The organism is uncultured Caulobacter sp., from assembly GCF_937900395.1.
Lineage (GTDB): Bacteria > Pseudomonadota > Alphaproteobacteria > Caulobacterales > Caulobacteraceae > Caulobacter.
In genome coordinates this window covers 52,681-70,392 of the sequence record NZ_CALCDX010000242.1, presented here as the reverse complement: position 1 = coordinate 70,392, position 17,712 = coordinate 52,681, and the positions used below count along the sequence as shown (strand labels likewise).

19 protein-coding genes and 1 tRNA gene are annotated in these 17,712 nt (G+C 68.3%); 10 read left to right on the top strand and 10 right to left on the bottom strand.

The window, feature by feature from the left end:
* Nucleotides 1-164 precede the first annotated feature (164 nt).
* Both Q0379_RS22610 and Q0379_RS22605 read right to left on the bottom strand, forming a co-directional pair.
* The gene (locus Q0379_RS22610; RefSeq protein ID WP_299017067.1) at nucleotides 165-809 is read right to left on the bottom strand and encodes a DsbA family protein; all 645 of its coding nucleotides are present in this window, start codon (nucleotides 807-809) and stop codon (nucleotides 165-167) included.
* 81 nt (nucleotides 810-890) lie between these two features.
* Nucleotides 891-2,216, bottom strand: coding sequence for a PleD family two-component system response regulator (locus tag Q0379_RS22605; RefSeq protein WP_299017065.1), 1,326 nt, complete (start codon nucleotides 2,214-2,216; stop codon nucleotides 891-893).
* Between the two features lie 228 nt (nucleotides 2,217-2,444).
* Between Q0379_RS22605 and Q0379_RS22600 the strand changes: the two genes are divergently transcribed.
* Nucleotides 2,445-3,572 (top strand): CaiB/BaiF CoA-transferase family protein, encoded by a 1,128-nt coding sequence (locus tag Q0379_RS22600; protein WP_299017063.1) that lies wholly within the window; start codon nucleotides 2,445-2,447, stop codon nucleotides 3,570-3,572.
* Nucleotides 3,573-3,708: 136 nt separating this feature from the next.
* Entirely contained in the window at nucleotides 3,709-4,695 is a 987-nt protein-coding gene (locus Q0379_RS22595; protein ID WP_299017061.1) for a YihY/virulence factor BrkB family protein, read from the top strand.
* Here Q0379_RS22595 and Q0379_RS22590 read toward each other — a convergent pair.
* The 4 genes from Q0379_RS22590 to Q0379_RS22575 all read right to left on the bottom strand — a co-directional run bounded on the left by Q0379_RS22590 (nucleotide 4,667) and on the right by Q0379_RS22575 (nucleotide 6,670).
* Entirely contained in the window at nucleotides 4,667-4,900 is a 234-nt protein-coding gene (locus tag Q0379_RS22590) for a sulfurtransferase TusA family protein (protein WP_299017059.1), read from the bottom strand. The two genes, Q0379_RS22595 and Q0379_RS22590, sit on opposite strands and share 29 nt — an antisense overlap.
* Nucleotides 4,893-5,633 carry a pseudouridine synthase gene (locus Q0379_RS22585; RefSeq protein ID WP_299017057.1) on the bottom strand — a complete coding sequence of 247 codons (741 nt, stop codon included), beginning with the start codon at nucleotides 5,631-5,633 and terminating at the stop codon, nucleotides 4,893-4,895. The genes Q0379_RS22590 and Q0379_RS22585 overlap by 8 nt, the downstream gene beginning before the upstream one ends.
* A complete protein-coding gene (locus Q0379_RS22580; RefSeq protein ID WP_299017055.1) occupies nucleotides 5,630-6,544 on the bottom strand; it encodes a class I SAM-dependent methyltransferase in 915 nt (304 codons plus the stop codon). The genes Q0379_RS22585 and Q0379_RS22580 overlap by 4 nt, the downstream gene beginning before the upstream one ends.
* 36 nt (nucleotides 6,545-6,580) lie before the next feature.
* Nucleotides 6,581-6,670 (bottom strand) — tRNA-Ser (locus Q0379_RS22575).
* Between the two features lie 127 nt (nucleotides 6,671-6,797).
* On the opposite strand from Q0379_RS22575, the gene Q0379_RS22570 reads away from it, so the two are divergent.
* The 6 genes from Q0379_RS22570 to Q0379_RS22545 all read left to right on the top strand — a co-directional run bounded on the left by Q0379_RS22570 (nucleotide 6,798) and on the right by Q0379_RS22545 (nucleotide 11,402).
* Nucleotides 6,798-7,781, top strand: coding sequence for a septal ring lytic transglycosylase RlpA family protein (locus Q0379_RS22570; protein ID WP_299017072.1), 984 nt, complete (start codon nucleotides 6,798-6,800; stop codon nucleotides 7,779-7,781).
* A gap of 41 nt (nucleotides 7,782-7,822) precedes the next feature.
* Nucleotides 7,823-8,449 carry a dTMP kinase gene (gene tmk / locus Q0379_RS22565; protein ID WP_299017053.1) on the top strand — a complete coding sequence of 209 codons (627 nt, stop codon included), beginning with the start codon at nucleotides 7,823-7,825 and terminating at the stop codon, nucleotides 8,447-8,449.
* The gene (locus Q0379_RS22560) at nucleotides 8,446-9,456 is read left to right on the top strand and encodes a DNA polymerase III subunit delta' (protein WP_299017070.1); all 1,011 of its coding nucleotides are present in this window, start codon (nucleotides 8,446-8,448) and stop codon (nucleotides 9,454-9,456) included. The genes tmk and Q0379_RS22560 overlap by 4 nt, the downstream gene beginning before the upstream one ends.
* Nucleotides 9,453-10,241 carry a TatD family hydrolase gene (locus Q0379_RS22555; protein WP_299017049.1) on the top strand — a complete coding sequence of 263 codons (789 nt, stop codon included), beginning with the start codon at nucleotides 9,453-9,455 and terminating at the stop codon, nucleotides 10,239-10,241. The genes Q0379_RS22560 and Q0379_RS22555 overlap by 4 nt, the downstream gene beginning before the upstream one ends.
* Nucleotides 10,238-11,059, top strand: coding sequence for an MBL fold metallo-hydrolase (locus tag Q0379_RS22550; RefSeq protein WP_299017046.1), 822 nt, complete (start codon nucleotides 10,238-10,240; stop codon nucleotides 11,057-11,059). The genes Q0379_RS22555 and Q0379_RS22550 overlap by 4 nt, the downstream gene beginning before the upstream one ends.
* Nucleotides 11,060-11,195: 136 nt before the next feature.
* Nucleotides 11,196-11,402 carry a hypothetical protein gene (locus Q0379_RS22545; protein ID WP_066687704.1) on the top strand — a complete coding sequence of 69 codons (207 nt, stop codon included), beginning with the start codon at nucleotides 11,196-11,198 and terminating at the stop codon, nucleotides 11,400-11,402.
* On the opposite strand, the gene Q0379_RS22540 is transcribed toward Q0379_RS22545, so the two are convergent.
* From Q0379_RS22540 to Q0379_RS22530, 3 genes are read right to left on the bottom strand one after another with little or no spacing between them, the layout of a single operon-like run.
* Entirely contained in the window at nucleotides 11,399-12,079 is a 681-nt protein-coding gene (locus Q0379_RS22540) for an ABC transporter ATP-binding protein (RefSeq protein ID WP_299017041.1), read from the bottom strand. The genes Q0379_RS22545 and Q0379_RS22540 overlap by 4 nt on opposite strands.
* A complete protein-coding gene (locus Q0379_RS22535) occupies nucleotides 12,076-13,332 on the bottom strand; it encodes an FtsX-like permease family protein (protein ID WP_299017038.1) in 1,257 nt (418 codons plus the stop codon). The genes Q0379_RS22540 and Q0379_RS22535 overlap by 4 nt, the downstream gene beginning before the upstream one ends.
* Nucleotides 13,329-14,267, bottom strand: coding sequence for an efflux RND transporter periplasmic adaptor subunit (locus Q0379_RS22530; RefSeq protein WP_299017035.1), 939 nt, complete (start codon nucleotides 14,265-14,267; stop codon nucleotides 13,329-13,331). Before Q0379_RS22530 ends, Q0379_RS22535 begins: the two co-directional genes overlap by 4 nt.
* Nucleotides 14,268-14,514: 247 nt before the next feature.
* Between Q0379_RS22530 and Q0379_RS22525 the strand changes: the two genes are divergently transcribed.
* Entirely contained in the window at nucleotides 14,515-15,291 is a 777-nt protein-coding gene (locus tag Q0379_RS22525; RefSeq protein WP_299017032.1) for a DUF1080 domain-containing protein, read from the top strand.
* On the opposite strand, the gene Q0379_RS22520 is transcribed toward Q0379_RS22525, so the two are convergent.
* Nucleotides 15,288-16,295 (bottom strand): LacI family DNA-binding transcriptional regulator, encoded by a 1,008-nt coding sequence (locus Q0379_RS22520; RefSeq protein ID WP_299017029.1) that lies wholly within the window; start codon nucleotides 16,293-16,295, stop codon nucleotides 15,288-15,290. The genes Q0379_RS22525 and Q0379_RS22520 overlap by 4 nt on opposite strands.
* A 166-nt stretch (nucleotides 16,296-16,461) precedes the next feature.
* Here Q0379_RS22520 and Q0379_RS22515 point away from each other — a divergent pair, with 166 nt between their 5' ends.
* Entirely contained in the window at nucleotides 16,462-17,709 is a 1,248-nt protein-coding gene (locus Q0379_RS22515; protein WP_299017021.1) for an MFS transporter, read from the top strand.
* Nucleotides 17,710-17,712: the final 3 nt, after the last annotated feature.

Here is a 17,712-nt window from a genome sequence, read left to right as displayed (position 1 = left end):
GAAACACGCTCACGCCCCCCATCCTCACGGGCAAGAACAGCCTGGCGGAGCGGACAGTCGAGCCGAAACGCAAATCACACTCACGGTCTCCGGGTTCGCCCGGCCGCTCCGTCGCCTCCCTATCCCTTCAGCGGCCAGCCGCGTGAAGCGGCTAAGTCGTGTGCCTAGGCCGCCAGGGCCTGATCGATCGCCTCGGCGATCCGCTCCGGCGTCTCGGCGCCGACCACGGCGACCTTGCCGGCGAAGATGGCGAACGGCACGCCGGTCACGCCGCCCTGGACGGCCATGGCATGTTCGCGCGCCACGGCTTCCTTGTCAGCGCCTTCGGAGAGCAGTTGCAGCACCACCATTCGCTCCATGCCCGCGGCCTCGGCGATGTCGGCCAGCACGACGGGGTCGCCGATGTCGAGGCCCTGTTCGAAATAGGCCTTGAACAACGCTTCCACGATCTGGTCCTGAACGCCGGCCGTCAGGGCCCAGCGGATCAGGCGATGGGCGGCGTTCGTGTTGGGCGAGAGCTGGATGGCGTCGAAATCGAACGCGATGCCTTCCTCGGCGCCGCCTTCCAGCAGAGCCGCGTGGACGGCCTTGAGCCGCTCCGGGTCCTTGAACTTCTGGGCCATGTAGGCCTTGCGGTCGACGCCTTCCTCCGGGATCGACGGGTCCAGCTGATAGGGCCGCCAGATCAGCTGGGCGTCCAGGCTCGGCCGCAGGGCCAGGGCCGACTTCAGGCGCCGCCAGCCGAGAAAGCACCAGGGGCAGACGACGTCGGCGACGACATCGATGATCATGGGCTGGGACTGGGCCACGGCGTACTCCTGGAGAAGGTCTGTCCGAGACGGGACCGACCGCATATAGGCCGAAGAGACTGCGCGCCCAAGCGCGAGCGGTCAGCCGACCTCGCGCTTCATGGCGGCGGCGGCCGCGCGTTCCAGGGCCTTCACCGCGCCTTCGCCGGGCTGGACCTCGGCCACGCCGATGTCGAACTCGCAGACGAACGGCGGACGATCCTCGCCGGCGTCGAAGGCGGTGCAGCCGATCACGGCGGCGATCCGCTCGGCCGCGGCGCGGGCGGCGTTCTGGTTGGTCGCCGGCAGGGCCAGGGCGAACACTTCGGTCGAGAGGCGAGCCGGGGTGTCCTCGACGCGGACCAGGCGGCCGATCATCGAGCCGATCTGCGGAATGGCGCGGTCCAGCCAGCCGTTCTGGCGGGCCCAGACGGTATCGGGCTTTTCCGCGACCCGCAGCACGCAGATCGACAGCGGACGGGCCCGCTCGCGGGCGGCTGTGGCCAGGCGCGCCAGGTGGGCGGCGAACAGATCGCGCGTGAAGAGGCCGGTGGCGGCGTCCATCAGGCCCGAGCTTCGGGCCTTTTCCAGAGCGCCGCGGATCGCTTCGCCGCGCCGGAAATTGCGGGCCAGCTCCATGACGCGCAGGGCGGTCTCGGTTTCCGGCGTTTCGGGAGAGGCCACGTCCGAGACGCCGCGATGGAAGGCGTCCGACATGGTCACATAGCTCTCGGCCTTGAGATAGAGCAGGGCCGGGATGTGATAGAGGCGGGTGTTGCGGCGCATGCCGGCCGCGATCGACAGCGCTTCCTGCTGGCTGTCGCCGGCCCACAAGACGACGGCGTCGAACGGGCGCTCGTGCAGATAGTCAAAGGCGGTGTAGGCGGTGAAGGCGCCGACCACCTCGGCGCCGCTGCGCTGCAGGGCGTTCGACAAGGCCAGGAACTGCGGGGCGGGCTCGCCGACGGCCAGGATCCGGAACGGCGCCTCCGACTGCTCGGGCAGATCCAGGCGTCGACCGCGATCGCCGAAGGTCTCCAGCCGCAGCTCGAACTCCTCTTCGGCGATGGCTGTGCGAACCAGGGTCTCGAGCCGCAAGGCCGCCTGCGAGGGGTGCAGCGGCGGCGACAGGGTGAGGTCGAAGGTCTGATCGCGATAGTCGGCCTCGGGGTCGCCGATGGCGATCACCGGCAGGCGGCGGGGTGCGACGGCGGCCTTCAGGCGCCGCGACAGGGTCTGGACGTCCGGACCGGCGCTGGCCAGGTCGACGATCACCGCCTCGATCGGCAGGTCGCCCAGGGCCGCGACGGCGGCGTAGGGACCGCGCGCGGTGATGGTGCGCCAGCCCAGCCGGTCCAGCCCTTCGGCCAGCGGTCCGGCGCGAACGTCGTCGCGCGCCACGATCAGGATCCGGGCGTCTGCCGCCAAACCAACCTCCGCCCGAATGCTCGCCATGCCGACCAGGCGGCGCGCTTCGAGATTCGCCGCCGCAACATAGCAGACCAAGGGCCCGGTCAAAGCCGCGCAACGCCGCAGGTTGGGGGCGAATCCAAGATCGTTGGGGGCGTGAGCGCGAGGACTTGCCTGACCGAACGTCAGGCCCGCTCTAGTATGGCGGACCGGCCGCTTGGTGAGAGCCGGAAGGGAGACGACGCCATGGGCCAGGGGCCGCTTTCGGGACTGAAGATCGTCGAGTTCGCCGGCATCGGTCCGGGACCGTTCTGCGGCATGCTGCTGTCGGACCTGGGCGCGGACGTCGTCCGCATCGACCGCAAGGGGCAGGGGCGCGGCTCGCCGGCCGATGTCACAGCGCGGGGGCGGCGCTCGGTGGCGCTAGATCTCAAGAACCCTGAATCGATCGAGACTTGCCTGAAACTCCTGGAGCGGGCCGATGGCCTGATCGAGGGCTTCCGGCCGGGCGTCATGGAGCGCCTGGGCCTGGGACCGGACGTCGCTCTGGCCCGCAATCCCAAGCTTGTCTACGGCCGCATGACCGGCTGGGGCCAGACCGGGCCCTACGCCAAGGCCGCCGGCCACGACATGAACTACATCGCCATCACCGGCGCGCTGCACGCGATCGGGACCGAGGAAAAGCCCGTGCCGCCGCTGAACCTGGTCGGCGACTTCGGGGGCGGGGCGCTCTATCTGGCGTTCGGCCTGCTGGCCGGGGTGATCCACGCTCGCAAGACGGGGCAGGGGCAGGTGATCGACTGCGCCATGAGCGACGGCGCGGCTTCGCTGATGGCGATGTTCTACGGCTTCAAGGCGGGCGGCATGTGGAACGAAGGGCGGCGGACCAACCTGCTCGACGGCGGGGCCCACTTCTATGACACCTACCAATGCGCAGACGGCAAGTGGATCTCGATCGGCTCGATCGAACCGCAGTTCTACCTGCTGCTGCTGGAAAAGACGGGGATTTCCGACCCGCAGTTCCAGCACCAGATGAGCCGCGAGGAATGGCCCGAGCTTCGGGAGAAGCTGGCGGCCGTGATCAAGACCAAGAGCCGCGACGAATGGTGCGCGATCATGGACGCCACCGATGTCTGCTTCGCGCCGGTGCTGACCATGGACGAAGCGCCGGGACACGCCCACAACGCCGCGCGCCAGACCTTCGTCGAGGTCGAGGGCGTCACCCAGCCGGCGCCGGCCCCGCGCTTTTCGGCCACGCCCGGCGCCATCCAGGGCCCGCCGCCCAAGATCGGCGCCCACAATGACCAGGCGCTGGCCGACTGGGGCTTCTCCGCCGACGCGATCGAAGGGCTGAAGGCGTCCGGCGCCCTCTAACCCGTTCAGGTGCGGTTCAGGCGCCGGGGCCTAGCGTTCGAAGGTCGATCGGTCTCCGCGCCATCCGTCCCTCGATGCGGCGATCGGTTCCAGGCCAAGCCTTGAAAGACGCGTCGTCCCCCATGACGGCGCGTCTTTGACTTCCGGGGGCGGCGCCGCCATGGTCCGCCGGATGAAAGATCCGCTCCATCAGATCCGCTGGCGCGACCTCGACCTCGATCCGATCCACTGGGCCCGTGAAATCCTGCGCGTGCTGGGGCTGGCGCTCTCCAGGCTCTGGGGGCGCGACGTCATGCTCTATGTCGGCGGGGTCTCGTTCTTCGCCTTGCTGGCGGTGTTCCCGGGCCTGGCGATTCTGATCGGCCTCTACAGCCTGTTCCTGACGCCCGAGACCGCCGCGCGGCAGGCCAACAAGCTGGCCGAGCTGATCCCGTCCGGAGCGCGCGGCATGTTCCAGGACGAGTTCGGGCGACTGGCCCACGCGCCCGGCGGCGCGATCTCGCTGCAGAGCGGCGTCGTGCTGATCGTCGGTGCCTACGCCGCCCATCGGGGTTTCAAGGCGCTGCTCGCGGGGCTCTCGTTCATCCACGACGAGGAGAACCAGCGCGGCTTCTTCGGCTTCAATCTGATGGCCTTGCTGGTGCTGATCGCCGCTTTCGGCCTGCTCTTCTTCATGTCGGGCGTCTTCCTCACCCTGCGATTGCTCGGCTCGGCGTTGAACCTGCGGCCCTTGGCCGGCGTCTCCTGGATCCAGTCCGAATGGACCTGGGCCAGCTTCGGCATCGTGGTCGGCATGACGTTGGTCTACCGCTACGCCATGTCGCGCGAGCCGGTGGGCTGGCGCGCCTCGACCTCCGGCGGAGTCGCCGCCGCGGCGCTGTGCGTCTTCATGTCGTGGGCCAGCGCCTTCTACGTCGAGAAGATCGTCCACCTGGGCGCGACCTACGGCTCGATCTCGGCCGTGATCATCTTCCTGATCTGGCTGTCCTGGAGCGTGAACGCTATTTTCTTCGGCGGCGCCCTGGCCACCGAGGTCGAGATCGCACTGGACGAACGTCCTAGGGCCCTTCTAGAGGGCCCGAAAGCGATCCCGCTCAGGCCGCCTTCAGAATACGAAACCTGATCACGCCGCCGTCCTGGTCGGCGATCTCCAGCACAGTCGCGCCGATCTGGCCGGCGAAGTGGGGGACGTCGATCCGGGCCATCGGGTCGGTGGCCAGCAGGACAAGCTCCGCGCCTGGCGCGGCGGCCTCATGCGCCTTGCGCAGCTTCAGGGTCGGCACCGGGCAATGGTGCCCGCGCGCATCCACGAGGATTGGTTCAACCATCCGCGAACACCTTTTCGGCTTCGGCGGCCGGCAGGATGCGATGCTGGCCGGGCGCCAAGTCCTCCGGCAGCGTGATGCCGCCAATGCGTTCGCGGTGCAGATCGACGACATGGTTGCCGACAGCGGCGAACATCCGCCTGACCTGATGGTAGCGGCCTTCGGAGATCGTCAGCCGCGCCGTGCGTTCATCGACGATCTCCAACCGAGCCGGCAGCAACGGCTTTTCCTCGCCCTCCAGCATCAGCGTCCCGGCGGCGAAGGTCTCGGCTTCGGAACCGTTCAGCGCGCGGTCGAGCTTGGCGAGGTAGGTCTTGGGCACATGGCGCTTGGGCGAGATCACGCGATGCAGGAAGTCGCCGTCGTCCGTGATCAGGATCAGGCCGCTGGTGTCCTTGTCCAGACGCCCGACCGTCGACAGCGCCGGATCCCGCAGCCGCCAGCGGCGCGGCAGCAGATCGTAGATCTTCTCACCGTCCTCCTTGTGCGAGCAGACAACCCCCAGCGGCTTGTGCATCATCAGCACCAGCGGGGCTGGCGGATCGACCGCAACACCGCGGATGGTCATGCGCTCGGGCAAGGTGGCGTCGACGGCGATCCGAGCGCCGGAGTCCTTCAGCACCTTGCCGTCCAGCATGACCTTGCCGGCGGCGACCAGGGTCTGCACCTCCTTGCGGCTGCCATAGCCCAGATTAGCCAACAGCCGGTCCAGTCGGGCCATCAGCGCCTTGCTCATTTGCGCGCCTCGAACACCTTGTAGCCGCCGCCTTCGGCGACCAGTCGAACCTTGGCGAAGCTCTCCGCCAAGATCGCCTCGTAGGGCAGGTGGCGGTTGGCGACCATCCACAGGGCGCCGCCTTTGCGCAGCGCGCCCGCCGCTGCCCGAATAAAGGCTTGGCCCAGCGCCTTGTCCTCGCCGCCGCCCTCGTGGAACGGCGGATTGCTGACGACGAAGTCGAGGTCCTTGAGGCCCGCGGCGTCGTTGCGGACATCACCCCAGATGAAGGCGGCGCGCGGATCGGCGATGTTGCGCTTGGCGACCTCGACCGCGCGGCGATCCAGCTCGACCAGAGTCAGCTTTGTCACCTTGCTCGAGGCCAGCACATTGAGCGCCAAGAGGCCGATGCCCGCGCCAAAATCCGCGCAGGCGCCGGAGAATTCCGGCAGAACCTGAAGCAAAGCGTTCGTCCCGGCGTCCAGTCGATCCCAGCTGAAGACGCCGGGCTGGGTCCAAAGACCGTTGTCGGCGATCTGGCGCGGGGCGCCGGCGGCGATAGCCTCATCCAGGCCTTTCGGCGCCTGAGGGCGCACGACCATGCAGATGCGATTGTGCCGCCTGGCGCTCTCGCCGACCTCGCAGCCGAACGCCTCGAGTTCCTTCTTCAGGCGCAGGCCGCCGCGGTCCTTGGGCGCGAACGTCGTGAGGCGGCCGCCCGGCGCCAGGACGCGCAAGGCATGGGCGAGGACAAAGCGACGCTCGACCGCGCCGGCCGGCGCACGGACCGTCACGGCGTTAAGAGATTCGGTCGCGATCCCGGCGATGTCGCTGGACCCGACGATGACCGGCGACAGTTGGACCGCATCCGGCGCGGCTGGGGCCAGATCGTGATCGGGCTGACCATAGAGCGCGGTGCGGTTCGCCGACATGCTTGTCCTGAAAGGGTCTTCCGCCCTGAAGGGCTGTGGCGGACAGGGTGGGATTCGAACCCACGGTAGGCTTCCACCTACGGCGGTTTTCAAGACCGCTGCCTTAAACCACTCGGCCACCTGTCCGGAGCAGGCGGCTATATCAGCGCGTCATCGCCTTAACCAGACGGCAATCGTCTTAACCAGACTTCAAAACAATTCGGTCACCTTGATCGATCAGAGGGGCGCGCCCCTCATCTGGAACGGCATGCGCATGGACCAGCACATCGATCGCTTCTGGCGGATGGTCCGCCTGCACGGGCTCTTCGTTCTCGCGGCGCTCAGCCTGGCTGCGTGCGCGACGCCCAAATACGATGTCGGCCGCCCCATGATCGGCGCCCGCAACGCCGCGCCGCGCCCCAGCGACATGGTCGGTCCAAACGGAAAGCCGCTACGCGGCACCGAAAAGCCCTATCAGATCAACGGCGTCTGGTACTATCCGAAGGAAGATCGCGACTACAACGTCATCGGGATTGGCTCGTGGTACGGCGAGCAGTTCCACAATCGCCGCACCGCCAACGGCGAGATCTTCGACATGGACATCCCGTCGGCGGCCCACAAGACGTTGCCGCTGCCAAGCCTGGTTGAGGTCACGAACCTCGACAACGGGCGGCGGATGATCGTGCGGGTTAATGACCGGGGGCCGTTCGTCGGCGACCGGGTCATCGACCTTTCCAAGGCCGCGGCCGAGGAGCTCGGCTATCGGCGCGCGGGCGTGGCCAAGGTGCGGGTCAAATATATCGGGCCGGCGCCCAAGAGCGTCTTCGATCCGCCGCGTCGGTACGCCCAGGCGCGGACCGAAGCGCCGACAACGCGCAGCTTCGCCGAAATCCAGGAGCCGCCGCAGCGCGTGCAGGTTCTACCGGCTAGGCCAGAGCCTGAGTGGTCGCCTTCGCCGGCCCTCTCGGCCCCGCCGATCAATCCGCCGGATCCCGTGAAACCCGCGCCCGTGACGGCGCCCGCGCTCAAGGCGAGCTATCGAATCCAGGCCGGCGCCTTCTCCAGCCGTGAAAACGCCGAGAAGGCCGTGCAGCAGCTGGCGTTGGCTGGAAGCGCCAGGATCGAGCCGCTGGAACGGCCCAGCGGTACGCTATACCGCGTCGTGGTCGCCGCCGGCGACGACGAAGGCGAGGCCTGGAGCCTGCGTCAGCGGGTCGAGGCGCTCGGCTATTCCGGCGCGACGGTCCTTCGCCCCTAGACCCTCTGGACAAGCCTTGGAATCCGGTCGAATGGAGGCCGGTGACCCAGGGTTTCTTCATCAGTTTCGAAGGCGGCGAGGGGGCTGGGAAGTCCACTCAGATCCGCCGTCTGGCCGACCGGCTTCAGGCCGCCGGCCATGACGTGGTCGTGACCCGCGAGCCGGGCGGCAGTCCTGGCGCCGAGGCGATCCGCGAGCTTCTGGTCAATGGCGCCGCCGATCGCTGGTCGCCGGTCACCGAGACCCTGCTGATGTACGCCGCGCGCCGCGACCACGTGGAGCGCGTGATCCGCCCAGCCCTCTCGCGCGGCGCGATTGTCCTTTGCGACCGCTTCGCCGACTCGACCCGCGCCTATCAGGGCGCCGGCGGCGACGCGCCCGCCAGCCTGATCGCCTCGCTGGAGGACCACGTCCTGGGCGGGACGATCCCGGACTTGACGCTGATCCTCGACTTGCCGGCCGAGGTTGGCCTGCAGCGGGCCGAGGCGCGAGGCGGGGCGGCTCGCTTCGAGTCCAAGGGGCTGGCGTTCCACGAGCGGCTCCGCGCCGGCTATCTGGAGATCGCGCGCCGCGAGCCCGACCGCTGCGTGGTCATCGAAGCCAACGCTGAGATCGACGCCGTGACCGCCGCCATCAGCGACGCGGTCGACCAGAATCTGGAGCGCTGATGCACGCCCCGGCGCATCCTCGCGACGTCTATACGCTGGAAGGACAGTCGGCGGCCGAGGCCGCGTTTCTGGACGCGCTCGATCGCGGACGCCTACACCACGCCTGGCTGCTGACGGGGCCTGAAGGCGTCGGCAAGGCGACCCTGGCCTATCGCATGGCGCGGCGTCTGCTGGGCGCGCGGCCCGAGCCGTCCCTGGGCCTGCTGGGCGCGGCGCCGTCCGACGTCGTCAGCCGCCAGGTGGCCGCGCGTTCGCATCCGGACCTGATGGTGCTGGAACGCCTGACCGACGACGGCAAGGCCCGGAAGGCGATCCCGGTGGACGAGGCGCGAAAGCTGCCCGAGTTCTTCGCCAACTCGCCGGCGGTCTCGCCATATCGGGTGGCGATCATCGACGCCGCCGACGACCTGAACGTCAACGCCGCCAACGCGGTGCTGAAGACGCTGGAGGAGCCGCCGCCGCGCGGGGTGATCTTGCTGATCAGCCACGCGCCGGGGAAGCTGCTGCCGACCATCCGCTCGCGCTGCCGCCGCCTGCCGGTTCCGGCGCCGGGCGTGCCCGCCGCCGCCGACATGGTCGAGCGTATGGCCGACCTGCCTCACAGGGACGCCGAGCGTCTGGCGCGGATGGCCCACGGCGCGCCGGGCAAGGCGCTGCAGCTGGCGGCCGTCGGCGCGATCGCCATGGACGACGCGGCCAACGAGATCCTGCGCGGTCTGCCGAAGATCGACGAAGGGGCGCTACTGGCCATGGCCGATACGTTCCGCGGCGCGGAGGGCGCGGCGCGGTTCGAGCTTCTGATGGACCGGATGGCTGACCAGGTGCGGATCTTCGCCACCCAGGTCGCCGCCGACGGCAAGAACTCACCGGGCCTCGACCGCTGGGCGGCGGCTTGGGAGCGCCTCTCCAGCGTGCCCGGCGAAGCCGAGGCTGTGAACCTCGACCGCAGCGATGTGTTCTGGAGCGTCATCTCGGACTTGCGCGCGGCGGCCAAGGCGGCGATGTGAGCCGCATGCTCATCGACAGCCATGTGAATCTCCACGCGCCGCAGTTCGCCGAGGATCGCGACGCCGTAATCGCCCGGGCTCGCGAGGCCGGCGTCGGCCTGATGGTCACCATCTGCGACAAGGTCTCGTCCTTCGAGGCGGTTCACGAAATCGCCATGGCCGAACCCGACATCTGGTGCACGGTCGGCACGCATCCGCACGAAGCCAAGGAAGATCCTGACCTAACCGCCGCGCGCCTGGTCGAGCTGGCCAGCCGTCCGCGCGTGATCGGCATCGGCGAGTGCGGACTCGACTTTCACTACGACCTGTCGCCGCGCGAAGTTCAGGCGGAAGTCTTTCGCCAGCACTGCATCGCCGCGCGGGAGAGCGGTCTGCCGCTCGTCGTCCATACGCGCGAGGCGGACGAGGTCATGGGCGAGATCCTGGAGGCGGAGCATGCCGCCGGGCCGTTCAAGATCCTGATGCACTGCTACACCAGCGGTCCGGCGCTGGCTCGACGCGCCGCCGACCTTGGCGCCTGGTTTTCGGTCTCTGGCATCGCCACCTTCAAGGCGGCCGAGGAGGTGAGGGCGGTGATCCGCGACATGCCGGCCGAACGGATTATCGTCGAGACCGACTGCCCGTATCTGGCGCCCGTGCCCATGCGAGGACGCCGCAACGAGCCGGCCTATCTGCCGCACATCTACGACAAGCTGGCCGAGATCCGGGGTTGGAGCCGGTCAGAGACCGAGCAACGCACCGAGGACGCCTTCTTCGCCCTGTTCGACCGGATCCCTCGCCCATGACCGCGACGCTGGAGTTCACCATCCTGGGCTCCGGCTCATCGGGCGGCGTTCCTCGCGCCGACGGCAACTGGGGGGACTGCGACCCAGCGGAGCCGAAGAACCATCGCTCGCGCTGCTCGCTCCTGGTGCGCCGCTTGGGCGAGGGCGGTCGGACTCACCAGACGACGGTCATCATCGACACGGCGCCTGACCTGCGGCTTCAGACGGCGGCCGCCAGCGTCCGGCGCGTGGACGCGGCGCTGTTCACGCACGACCATGCCGACCAGGCGCACGGCATCGACGACCTGCGCCCCTTCTTCCTGAACCAGCGCGTCCGCATCCCGACCTATATGGACCAGGCGACGCACGACGGTCTGCTGAAGCGCTTCGAATACATCTTCCATACCCGCGGCGGCTATCCGGCCATCTGTGAGCCACGCCTGCTGCCGCCGTTGGGCCATGATTTCGAAATCTCGGGACCCAGCGGCGATATCTCCGTCCACACCTTCGACGTCGATCATGGGGAGGTGCGCGCCGTCGGCTATCGGATTGGCGACGTCGCCTATACGCCCGACGTGCGGGCGATCCCGGACGGCAGTTGGGCCGATCTGGCTGATCTCGAAGTCTGGATCGTCGACGCCCTGCGCTGGACGCCGCACCCGACCCACGCGCATGTGGAGCTCGCCTTGGAATGGATCGCGCGGGCCAGGCCCAAACGCGCGATTCTGACGAACCTGCACATCGATCTCGACTACCACGCTCTGGCCGCGCGACTGCCGCCGGGCGTCGAACCGGGCTATGACGGCATGCGTTTCCAGTTGAGAGCACCCCAAACGTAACCGCTGATTGCCGCCAATACCGATTTCGTCGGAAACTTGGCCTTGCGTAACAGCGTTGAAATATCGCCGACCAACAAGACCGTCATAGGGACGCGGTAGAGACATCTTCTCGTGCGTAACTGCTCCGCGCTATCCCATGGCTGAAACCGTCACTGCTTCCCGAGAAATCTTCCAGCGTCTGCGCGCCCGGCTGCCCGCCGTCACGCGTGAGCATCTGTTCGCATGTTACGCCATCAGCGAGACCACCTGGACCAAGCTGCGCGATGGCAAGCCGGTCAAGCGCTCAACGCTGGATCGGATCCTGGTGCGGCTAGAGGCCCTGGACGCGCGCGTCGCGGCCTAGTTCTCGTCGACAATCCGGCCGTCCAGCATCCGGATGCGCCGATCCGCCGCTTCTGCGAAGCCCTCGTCGTGGGTCACGCAGATAACGGCGCGGCCCTCGATATGCGCGAGACGCTGGAATTCCTCGATCACCAGGCGCGTGTTGACGCTGTCGAGATTGCCGGTCGGCTCGTCGCCGAGCAGGATTGCCGGGTCGTTGGCGAGCGCCCGGGCGATCGCCACCCGCTGACGCTGGCCGCCTGACAGGCGGTCGGGCCGCCGGTCGCCTTGGGCGGCGACGCCGAGTTTCTCGAGCAAGGTCTGCACTGCCTCGTCGATCTCGGCGGAGGACTTGTGGCCGAGGCGCCGCATCGGCAGCGCCACGTTGGCGCGAGCCGTCAGTTCCGGCAGCAGGAAGTGAAACTGGAAGACGTAGCCGATCCGCTCCAAACGCAGGCGGGTGCGGGCCGCGTCGCTCAGACTCCCGGTCGGGCGTCCGTCGATCAACACTTCGCCGTCATTTGGCCGATCCAGCAGGCCCAGCAGATAGAGCAGGGACGACTTGCCACAGCCCGATGGGCCGACGATCGCGACCATCTGGCCGGCCTCCACGGCGAGGCTGACCCCGTCCACCAGCGTGAAGGGCTCGGGATCCGACAGGATTCTCGTCGCGGAGCGAGCCTCGATCAAAGCGCTCATGCCGCGCCTCGCAGGATCGCGACCGGATCGACGCCCGCGGCCTTGCGGGCCGGCAGCCAGGCCGCGACGATCGCCGCGCTGAGCGACGCGCCGCCGGCCAGCAGGTACTGCGGCAGGCTGCGATCCAGCGGCAACACCAGAGGCTTGCCGCCCATCGACAGCGGTAGGCTGGCCAACACCTGCAGCAGGCCCGTGCCGATCGCGAAGCCGACCAACGCTCCCATCACGCCGACCAGCAGACCTTCCAGCAGGAAGATCGCCTGCACGTCGCCCGTGGTGAACCCCATGGCGCGAAGGATGGCGATGTCGCGCCGCTTGTCGGCGACGCTGTTGGAGACGGCGGTGTAGATGCCGAAGCTGGCCACGATCAGGATGGCCATGATCACCGCGTACATGATGATGTTGCGCACCACGAGCAGGTTCAGGATGTCGACCGAGCGCTCCTGCCAGGACTCCCACTTGTAGCCCCACCGCGCCTCGAGCCGTTTGGCCTGGACTTCGGCGTCGGCCGAGTCCGCCAGTCGGATATGGATCTGATTGACGATGCTGGGCCGGGCGAAGACGACCTGCGCCGTCCTCAGGAGGCCATAGGCCACCGTGTCGCCGGCATAGAAACCCGCGCGGGCGTCGGGCTCGATCAGGGCCAGGATCCGCATCCGCTGCAGCGCACCGGTCGGCGCGGTGACCACCAGGGTGTCGCCTAGCTTCGCTCCAAGCCGGTCCGCGAGCGGGCGGCTGATGATGATGCCGTCCGGCCGCGCCTCCAGATCGGTCAAGGCGCCCCCCGTCAGACTTTCGTTGATCTTGGCGAGCCGCCCTTCGAGGCGAGGATCGACGCCGTTCAAGGCGACCGCCGCGTTGCGGCCGGCATAGGCGATCGTCACCGCGCCGGTCAGGGAGGGGGCGGCGAGGCTGCCCGGAATGGCGCGAGCGTCCGCCAGCATGGCCGGCCAGTCCTTCAGGCCACGCACCTCCTCCTGCGGACGCAGGCCGCGAATAGCGACCGCCGCGTTCGGGAAGGCGTCCAGGGCGGGTTGGCGGACGGGGCGACGCTGCTCGTCGCGGACGATGATGTGCGGCGCGGAGTCCACGAGCGTGCGGATGAAGTCCTTCTGCGAGCCGACCATCATGCCGGAGACGGCGAGGAAAAAGCCGACGCCGATCGCGACGCCCAGGGTCGCCACGAGGGTCTGGCGGGCGCGGACTCTCAGATGCGCCAAGGCGATGTTCGCCAGGACTGACGGCAGGCTCATGGATCGCTCGCGACCCGCACGCGTTGCCCGTCCTTGAGGCCCTCGGGCGGCTTGACGATCACGCGTTCACCGGCCGCGACGCCTGTCCGGATCTCCGTGAGGTCGCCGCCGACCGCGCCGATGCGGACCTGTACACGTCGAGCGCGGCCATCCCTTATCGTCCAGACCGCGCCGTCACGCACCGCGCTGGACGGGGCCAGCACGGCCTTCGGGCGGCGATCGGTCACCAGGTTCGTCTCCACGGTCATGCCGGGCGGAAGTCCGCTGTCGGCCGGAAGCGCGATGCGAACGCGGAACACCCGTCCCTTGGCGTCGCCGGCCGGCGTGATCTGCGAGACGCGGCCTTCGAAGGTGCGGCCGGGGAAGGCGTCCGAGCGGATCAACGCCTGGACGCCTGGCTTCAGCCGGGCGATGTCGCGCTCGTCGACGTCAGCGGTGATCCGCAGTGTCCGGGGATCAGCGATCACGAACAGCGCCGTCCCGACGGTTCCGAGATCGCCGGGCTCGGCCTCGCGTCGCAGCACCTGGCCGGCGAACGGCGCCGTCAGTCGATAGTCCCGGAGGCGCGCTGCTGCGCTGTCGGCGGCCGCGGTCGCGGCGCGCGCTTGGGCCTGGGCGTCGTCGTCGGCCGCCTTCGCCGCGAAGCCGGCCGCGTAGAGCCGTCGCACACGGCCCGCCGAGATCCGCGCCTGTGAGGCCTGAGCCGCCAGCTGCAACGCCGTGCCCTGCGCCGGCCCGTCCTCAAGCTGCGCCAGCGACTGGCCGGGCTTGACCCAATCCCCCTCCGCCACATCGACGTGGCGAATGGGCGCGGTGACGATCGGCGCGACATGCGCCTGGCGGACGTAATCAACGACGCCCGAAGCGTAGATGACGTCCACGGCTTTGCCCGTCCTCGTCTTGGCGATCTCCACGGCGGGAGGTCGCAGCAGCAAGGCCGCAGCCGCCACGGCCGCCAAAAGCACAAGGCCGCCAAGGAGCAACGCCCAGAAGCGTCTAGCTGAGCGGGGTGCGGACGCGTCCATCATCACCGAAGAACCGTGAAACGCCGCCTACGGCGACTTTCGCCTCATGCCACGCGGAGAGGGTCGACAGATTGATCGGGATCATATCCGCTACGCGCGGTGGAGTCGCGGGCGGCCGCATCCATCGCCTTGGTGGGACGGTTGGAGTACGCGCGCCATGACCCGAATTCTCCAGAGCGCAGTCTGCCTGACGATCCTCGCCGCGTCTTCGGCGCAGGCCCAGTCCCGTCCCGAGGACACCGAGGTCTGGAGCCCGAAGCCGGCGATCGTCACGCCGGCCTCCGTCGCCGGAGGCGCGCCGTCCGACGCGATCGTCCTGTTCGACGGCAAGGGGCTCGACCAATGGGTCTCGAGCCAGGACAAGTCACCGGCGGCCTGGACCGTGGTCGACGGCGTTATCACGGTCGATAAGGCCAAGGGCAATATCGAGACCAGACGCGCCTTTCAGGACTACCAGTTGCACCTGGAATGGCGCATTCCCGCCGACATCGACGGAAGCGGCCAGGGGCGAGGCAACAGCGGCGTCTTCCTGGCGTCCACGGGGCCGCGCGACGCGGGCTATGAGGTCCAGATTCTCGACTCCTTCGAGAACCAGACCTACGTGAATGGCCAGGCCGCCAGCGTCTACAAGCAGCATCCGCCGCTGGCCAACGCCAGCCGCAAGCCGGGCGAGTGGCAGACCTACGACATCGTCTGGCGCGCGCCGCGCTTCACCGACGCCGGAACGCTCGCATCGCCAGCCACGGTCACGGTGCTGCACAACGGCGTGCTCGTGCAGGACAACGCGATCCTTGCTGGCGAGACCGTCTATATCGGCAAGCCGTCCTACAAGCCGCACGGGCCCGCGCCGATCAAGCTGCAGGCCCACGGCGATCCCAGCAAGCCGATCAGCTTCCGCAACATCTGGGTGCGGGAGCTGCCGCCCCGGCCCTAGGCCGCCGGCGGCGCGGTGCTGGCGCGCACGACCAGTTCGTGCGGCAGGGTTACGTTTTGCAGCGTTGTCGCCCGGCCGGCCAGGATGTCGAGCAGGAGCCGCACGACCTCGTGCCCGATCTGCTCCATCGGCTGGCTAACGGTGGTCAACTGCGGGTCGAGATGGCGCGAGAAGCGGATGTCGTCGAAGCCCACCAGCGAAACGTCGCGCGGGCAGGAAAGGCCGCGCTGACGGATCGCCTCCAGCGCGCCCATCGCCATCTCGTCGCTGAAACAGAAGATCGCCGTCGGGCGGCCCGGCTCATCCAGCAGCTCTCCGGCTTGGCGCACGCCCGACTCGATCGAGAAGTCGCCGATCGAGATGCGCAGGGCGCTGGCCCGGCCGTGGCGCTGAGCGGCCGCCAGGACGCCGGACAAGCGATCGCTACTGATCGGGCTGGCCAGAGGTCCGGTCACGACGCCGATCCGGATGTGACCAAGGCCATAGAGATGCTCCATGACTTCGGCGGCGGCGCCTTCATTGTCGATGTGCGCGCTGGAGACGGCGAGGCCAGGGCGGAATTCGCAGCCGTTGACGATCGGAGTCTTCACGCCCTTGGCGGCGACCATCTCGGCCAGGGCGTCGGGCAGGCGGTGACCGAGGAAGATCAGGCCATCGGCTTCCTTGCGGCGGAACATGGCCGCGTATTGCTCCTCTCGCGCCTCTTCATGGCGCGTGTCGCCCAGAAGCACGGAGTAGCCGGCGGCGAGGGCGGCTTCCTCGACGCCGCGAATGACCTGCGAGAAGAACGGGTTGGAGATGTCGGGCACCGTGACCAGGATCTTCTCGGTCCGCAGGGTGCGCAGGCTCTTGGCGGCGAAGTTGGGCTCGTAGCCGAGCTGGGCCACCGCGGCCATGACCCTCTGGCGCGTCGGCTCGATCACCAGCTCGGGGGCGCTGAACACTCGCGAGACCGTCGCCGTCGACACGCCCGCGGCCCGCGCAACATCTTGAATGGTCGCCATCGCGGCGACACTGGCGACTGCTCCCAGCCTTGGCAAGGCGAAGCTGGAGCTTGGGAGCCGGTTGCCGGTTCGCCCGACCCCTGTTATCGATGATTTCGATTACATCGGAGCGCGCGTGGCCGGAATGGTCAAAAGGCGCCCAAGCTGGTCGGGGAGGACCAGGACCATGAAGACGAGCTTCCGGCTCTTCCTGATGATGGTGCTGCAGCTGGCGATCTGGGGCGCCTGGGCGCCGAAGATCTTTCCTTACATGGGCATGCTGGGCTTCGCGCCCTGGCAGCAATCGCTGGTCGGCAGCGCCTGGGGCGTCGCGGCCCTGGTCGGCATCTTTTTCTCCAACCAGTTCGCCGATCGCAACTTTTCGGCCGAGCGGTTCCTGGCCGCTAGCCACCTGATCGGCGGCCTAGCCCTGGTCGGCACGGCGTTTTCGACAAGCTTCTGGCCGTTCTTTGGCTGCTACCTGATCTTCAGCTTGGTCTATGTGCCGACCCTGTCGGTCACCAACTCGATCGCCTTCGCCAATCTGAAAGACCCGGCCGGCGAGTTCGGCGCGGTGCGGATGGGCGGCACGGTGGGCTGGGTGCTGGTCAGCTGGCCCTTCGTCTTCCTGCTGGGGGCGCACGCCACCGCCGAGCAGACTCGCTGGATCTTCCTGGTCGCGGCTATCCTGTCCTTCGCCTTCGCCGCCTATTCGCTGACCCTGCCGCACACGCCGCCGCGCAAGGAAGAAGCGGGCGTCGACAAGCTGGCCTGGCGACGGGCCTTCAAGCTGCTGGGCGCGCCGTTCGTGCTGGTGCTGTTCATCGTCACCTTCATCGATTCCGTGATCCACAACGGCTACTTCGTGATGGCCGACGCCTTCCTGACCAATCGGGTCGGCATCGCCGGCAACCTGTCGATGGTCGTGCTGAGCCTGGGGCAGGTGGCCGAGATTCTGACGATGTTCTTCCTGGGGCGCGTCCTGGCGCGGCTGGGCTGGAAGATCACCATGATCATCGGCGTGCTGGGTCACGCCGCTCGGTTCGCCGTGTTCGCGTTCTTCGCCGACAGCATTCCAGTGATCGTCGCCGTCCAGCTGCTGCACGGGATCTGCTACGCGTTCTTCTTCGCGACGGTCTACATCTTCGTCGACGCGGTGTTTCCCAAGGACGTTCGCTCCAGCGCTCAGGGTCTGTTCAACCTCTTGATTCTGGGCGTCGGCAATGTCGCGGCCAGCTTCCTGTTCCCCGAGCTGATCAGCCGCCTTAGCGCCAACGGGACGGTCGACTACACGAGACTGTTCATGGTCCCCACCGGAATGGCGCTAGTCGCCGTGTTGCTGATGGCGATCTTCTTCCGCCCGCCCTCGCGCGGCCCAGTCTCCGAAACCCAAGCCGAAGACCCCGTGGGCGCCGCCAGCCCGGCGCAGCCTTAAGCC

Bases quoted from the DNA above. Each gene is read 5' to 3' on its own strand.
- Q0379_RS22600 (WP_299017063.1), top strand. From the start codon at position 2,445: ATGGGCCAGGGGCCGCTTTCGGGACTGAAGATCGTCGAGTTCGCCGGC.
- Q0379_RS22590 (WP_299017059.1), bottom strand. From the start codon at position 4,900: ATGGTTGAACCAATCCTCGTGGATGCGCGCGGGCACCATTGCCCGGTG.
- Q0379_RS22585 (WP_299017057.1), bottom strand. From the start codon at position 5,633: ATGAGCAAGGCGCTGATGGCCCGACTGGACCGGCTGTTGGCTAATCTG.
- Q0379_RS22580 (WP_299017055.1), bottom strand. From the start codon at position 6,544: ATGTCGGCGAACCGCACCGCGCTCTATGGTCAGCCCGATCACGATCTG.
- Q0379_RS22570 (WP_299017072.1), top strand. From the start codon at position 6,798: ATGGACCAGCACATCGATCGCTTCTGGCGGATGGTCCGCCTGCACGGG.
- Q0379_RS22550 (WP_299017046.1), top strand. From the start codon at position 10,238: ATGACCGCGACGCTGGAGTTCACCATCCTGGGCTCCGGCTCATCGGGC.
- Q0379_RS22545 (WP_066687704.1), top strand. From the start codon at position 11,196: ATGGCTGAAACCGTCACTGCTTCCCGAGAAATCTTCCAGCGTCTGCGC.
- Q0379_RS22540 (WP_299017041.1), bottom strand. From the start codon at position 12,079: ATGAGCGCTTTGATCGAGGCTCGCTCCGCGACGAGAATCCTGTCGGAT.
- Q0379_RS22535 (WP_299017038.1), bottom strand. From the start codon at position 13,332: ATGAGCCTGCCGTCAGTCCTGGCGAACATCGCCTTGGCGCATCTGAGA.
- Q0379_RS22525 (WP_299017032.1), top strand. From the start codon at position 14,515: ATGACCCGAATTCTCCAGAGCGCAGTCTGCCTGACGATCCTCGCCGCG.
- Q0379_RS22520 (WP_299017029.1), bottom strand. From the start codon at position 16,295: ATGGCGACCATTCAAGATGTTGCGCGGGCCGCGGGCGTGTCGACGGCG.
- Q0379_RS22515 (WP_299017021.1), top strand. From the start codon at position 16,462: ATGAAGACGAGCTTCCGGCTCTTCCTGATGATGGTGCTGCAGCTGGCG.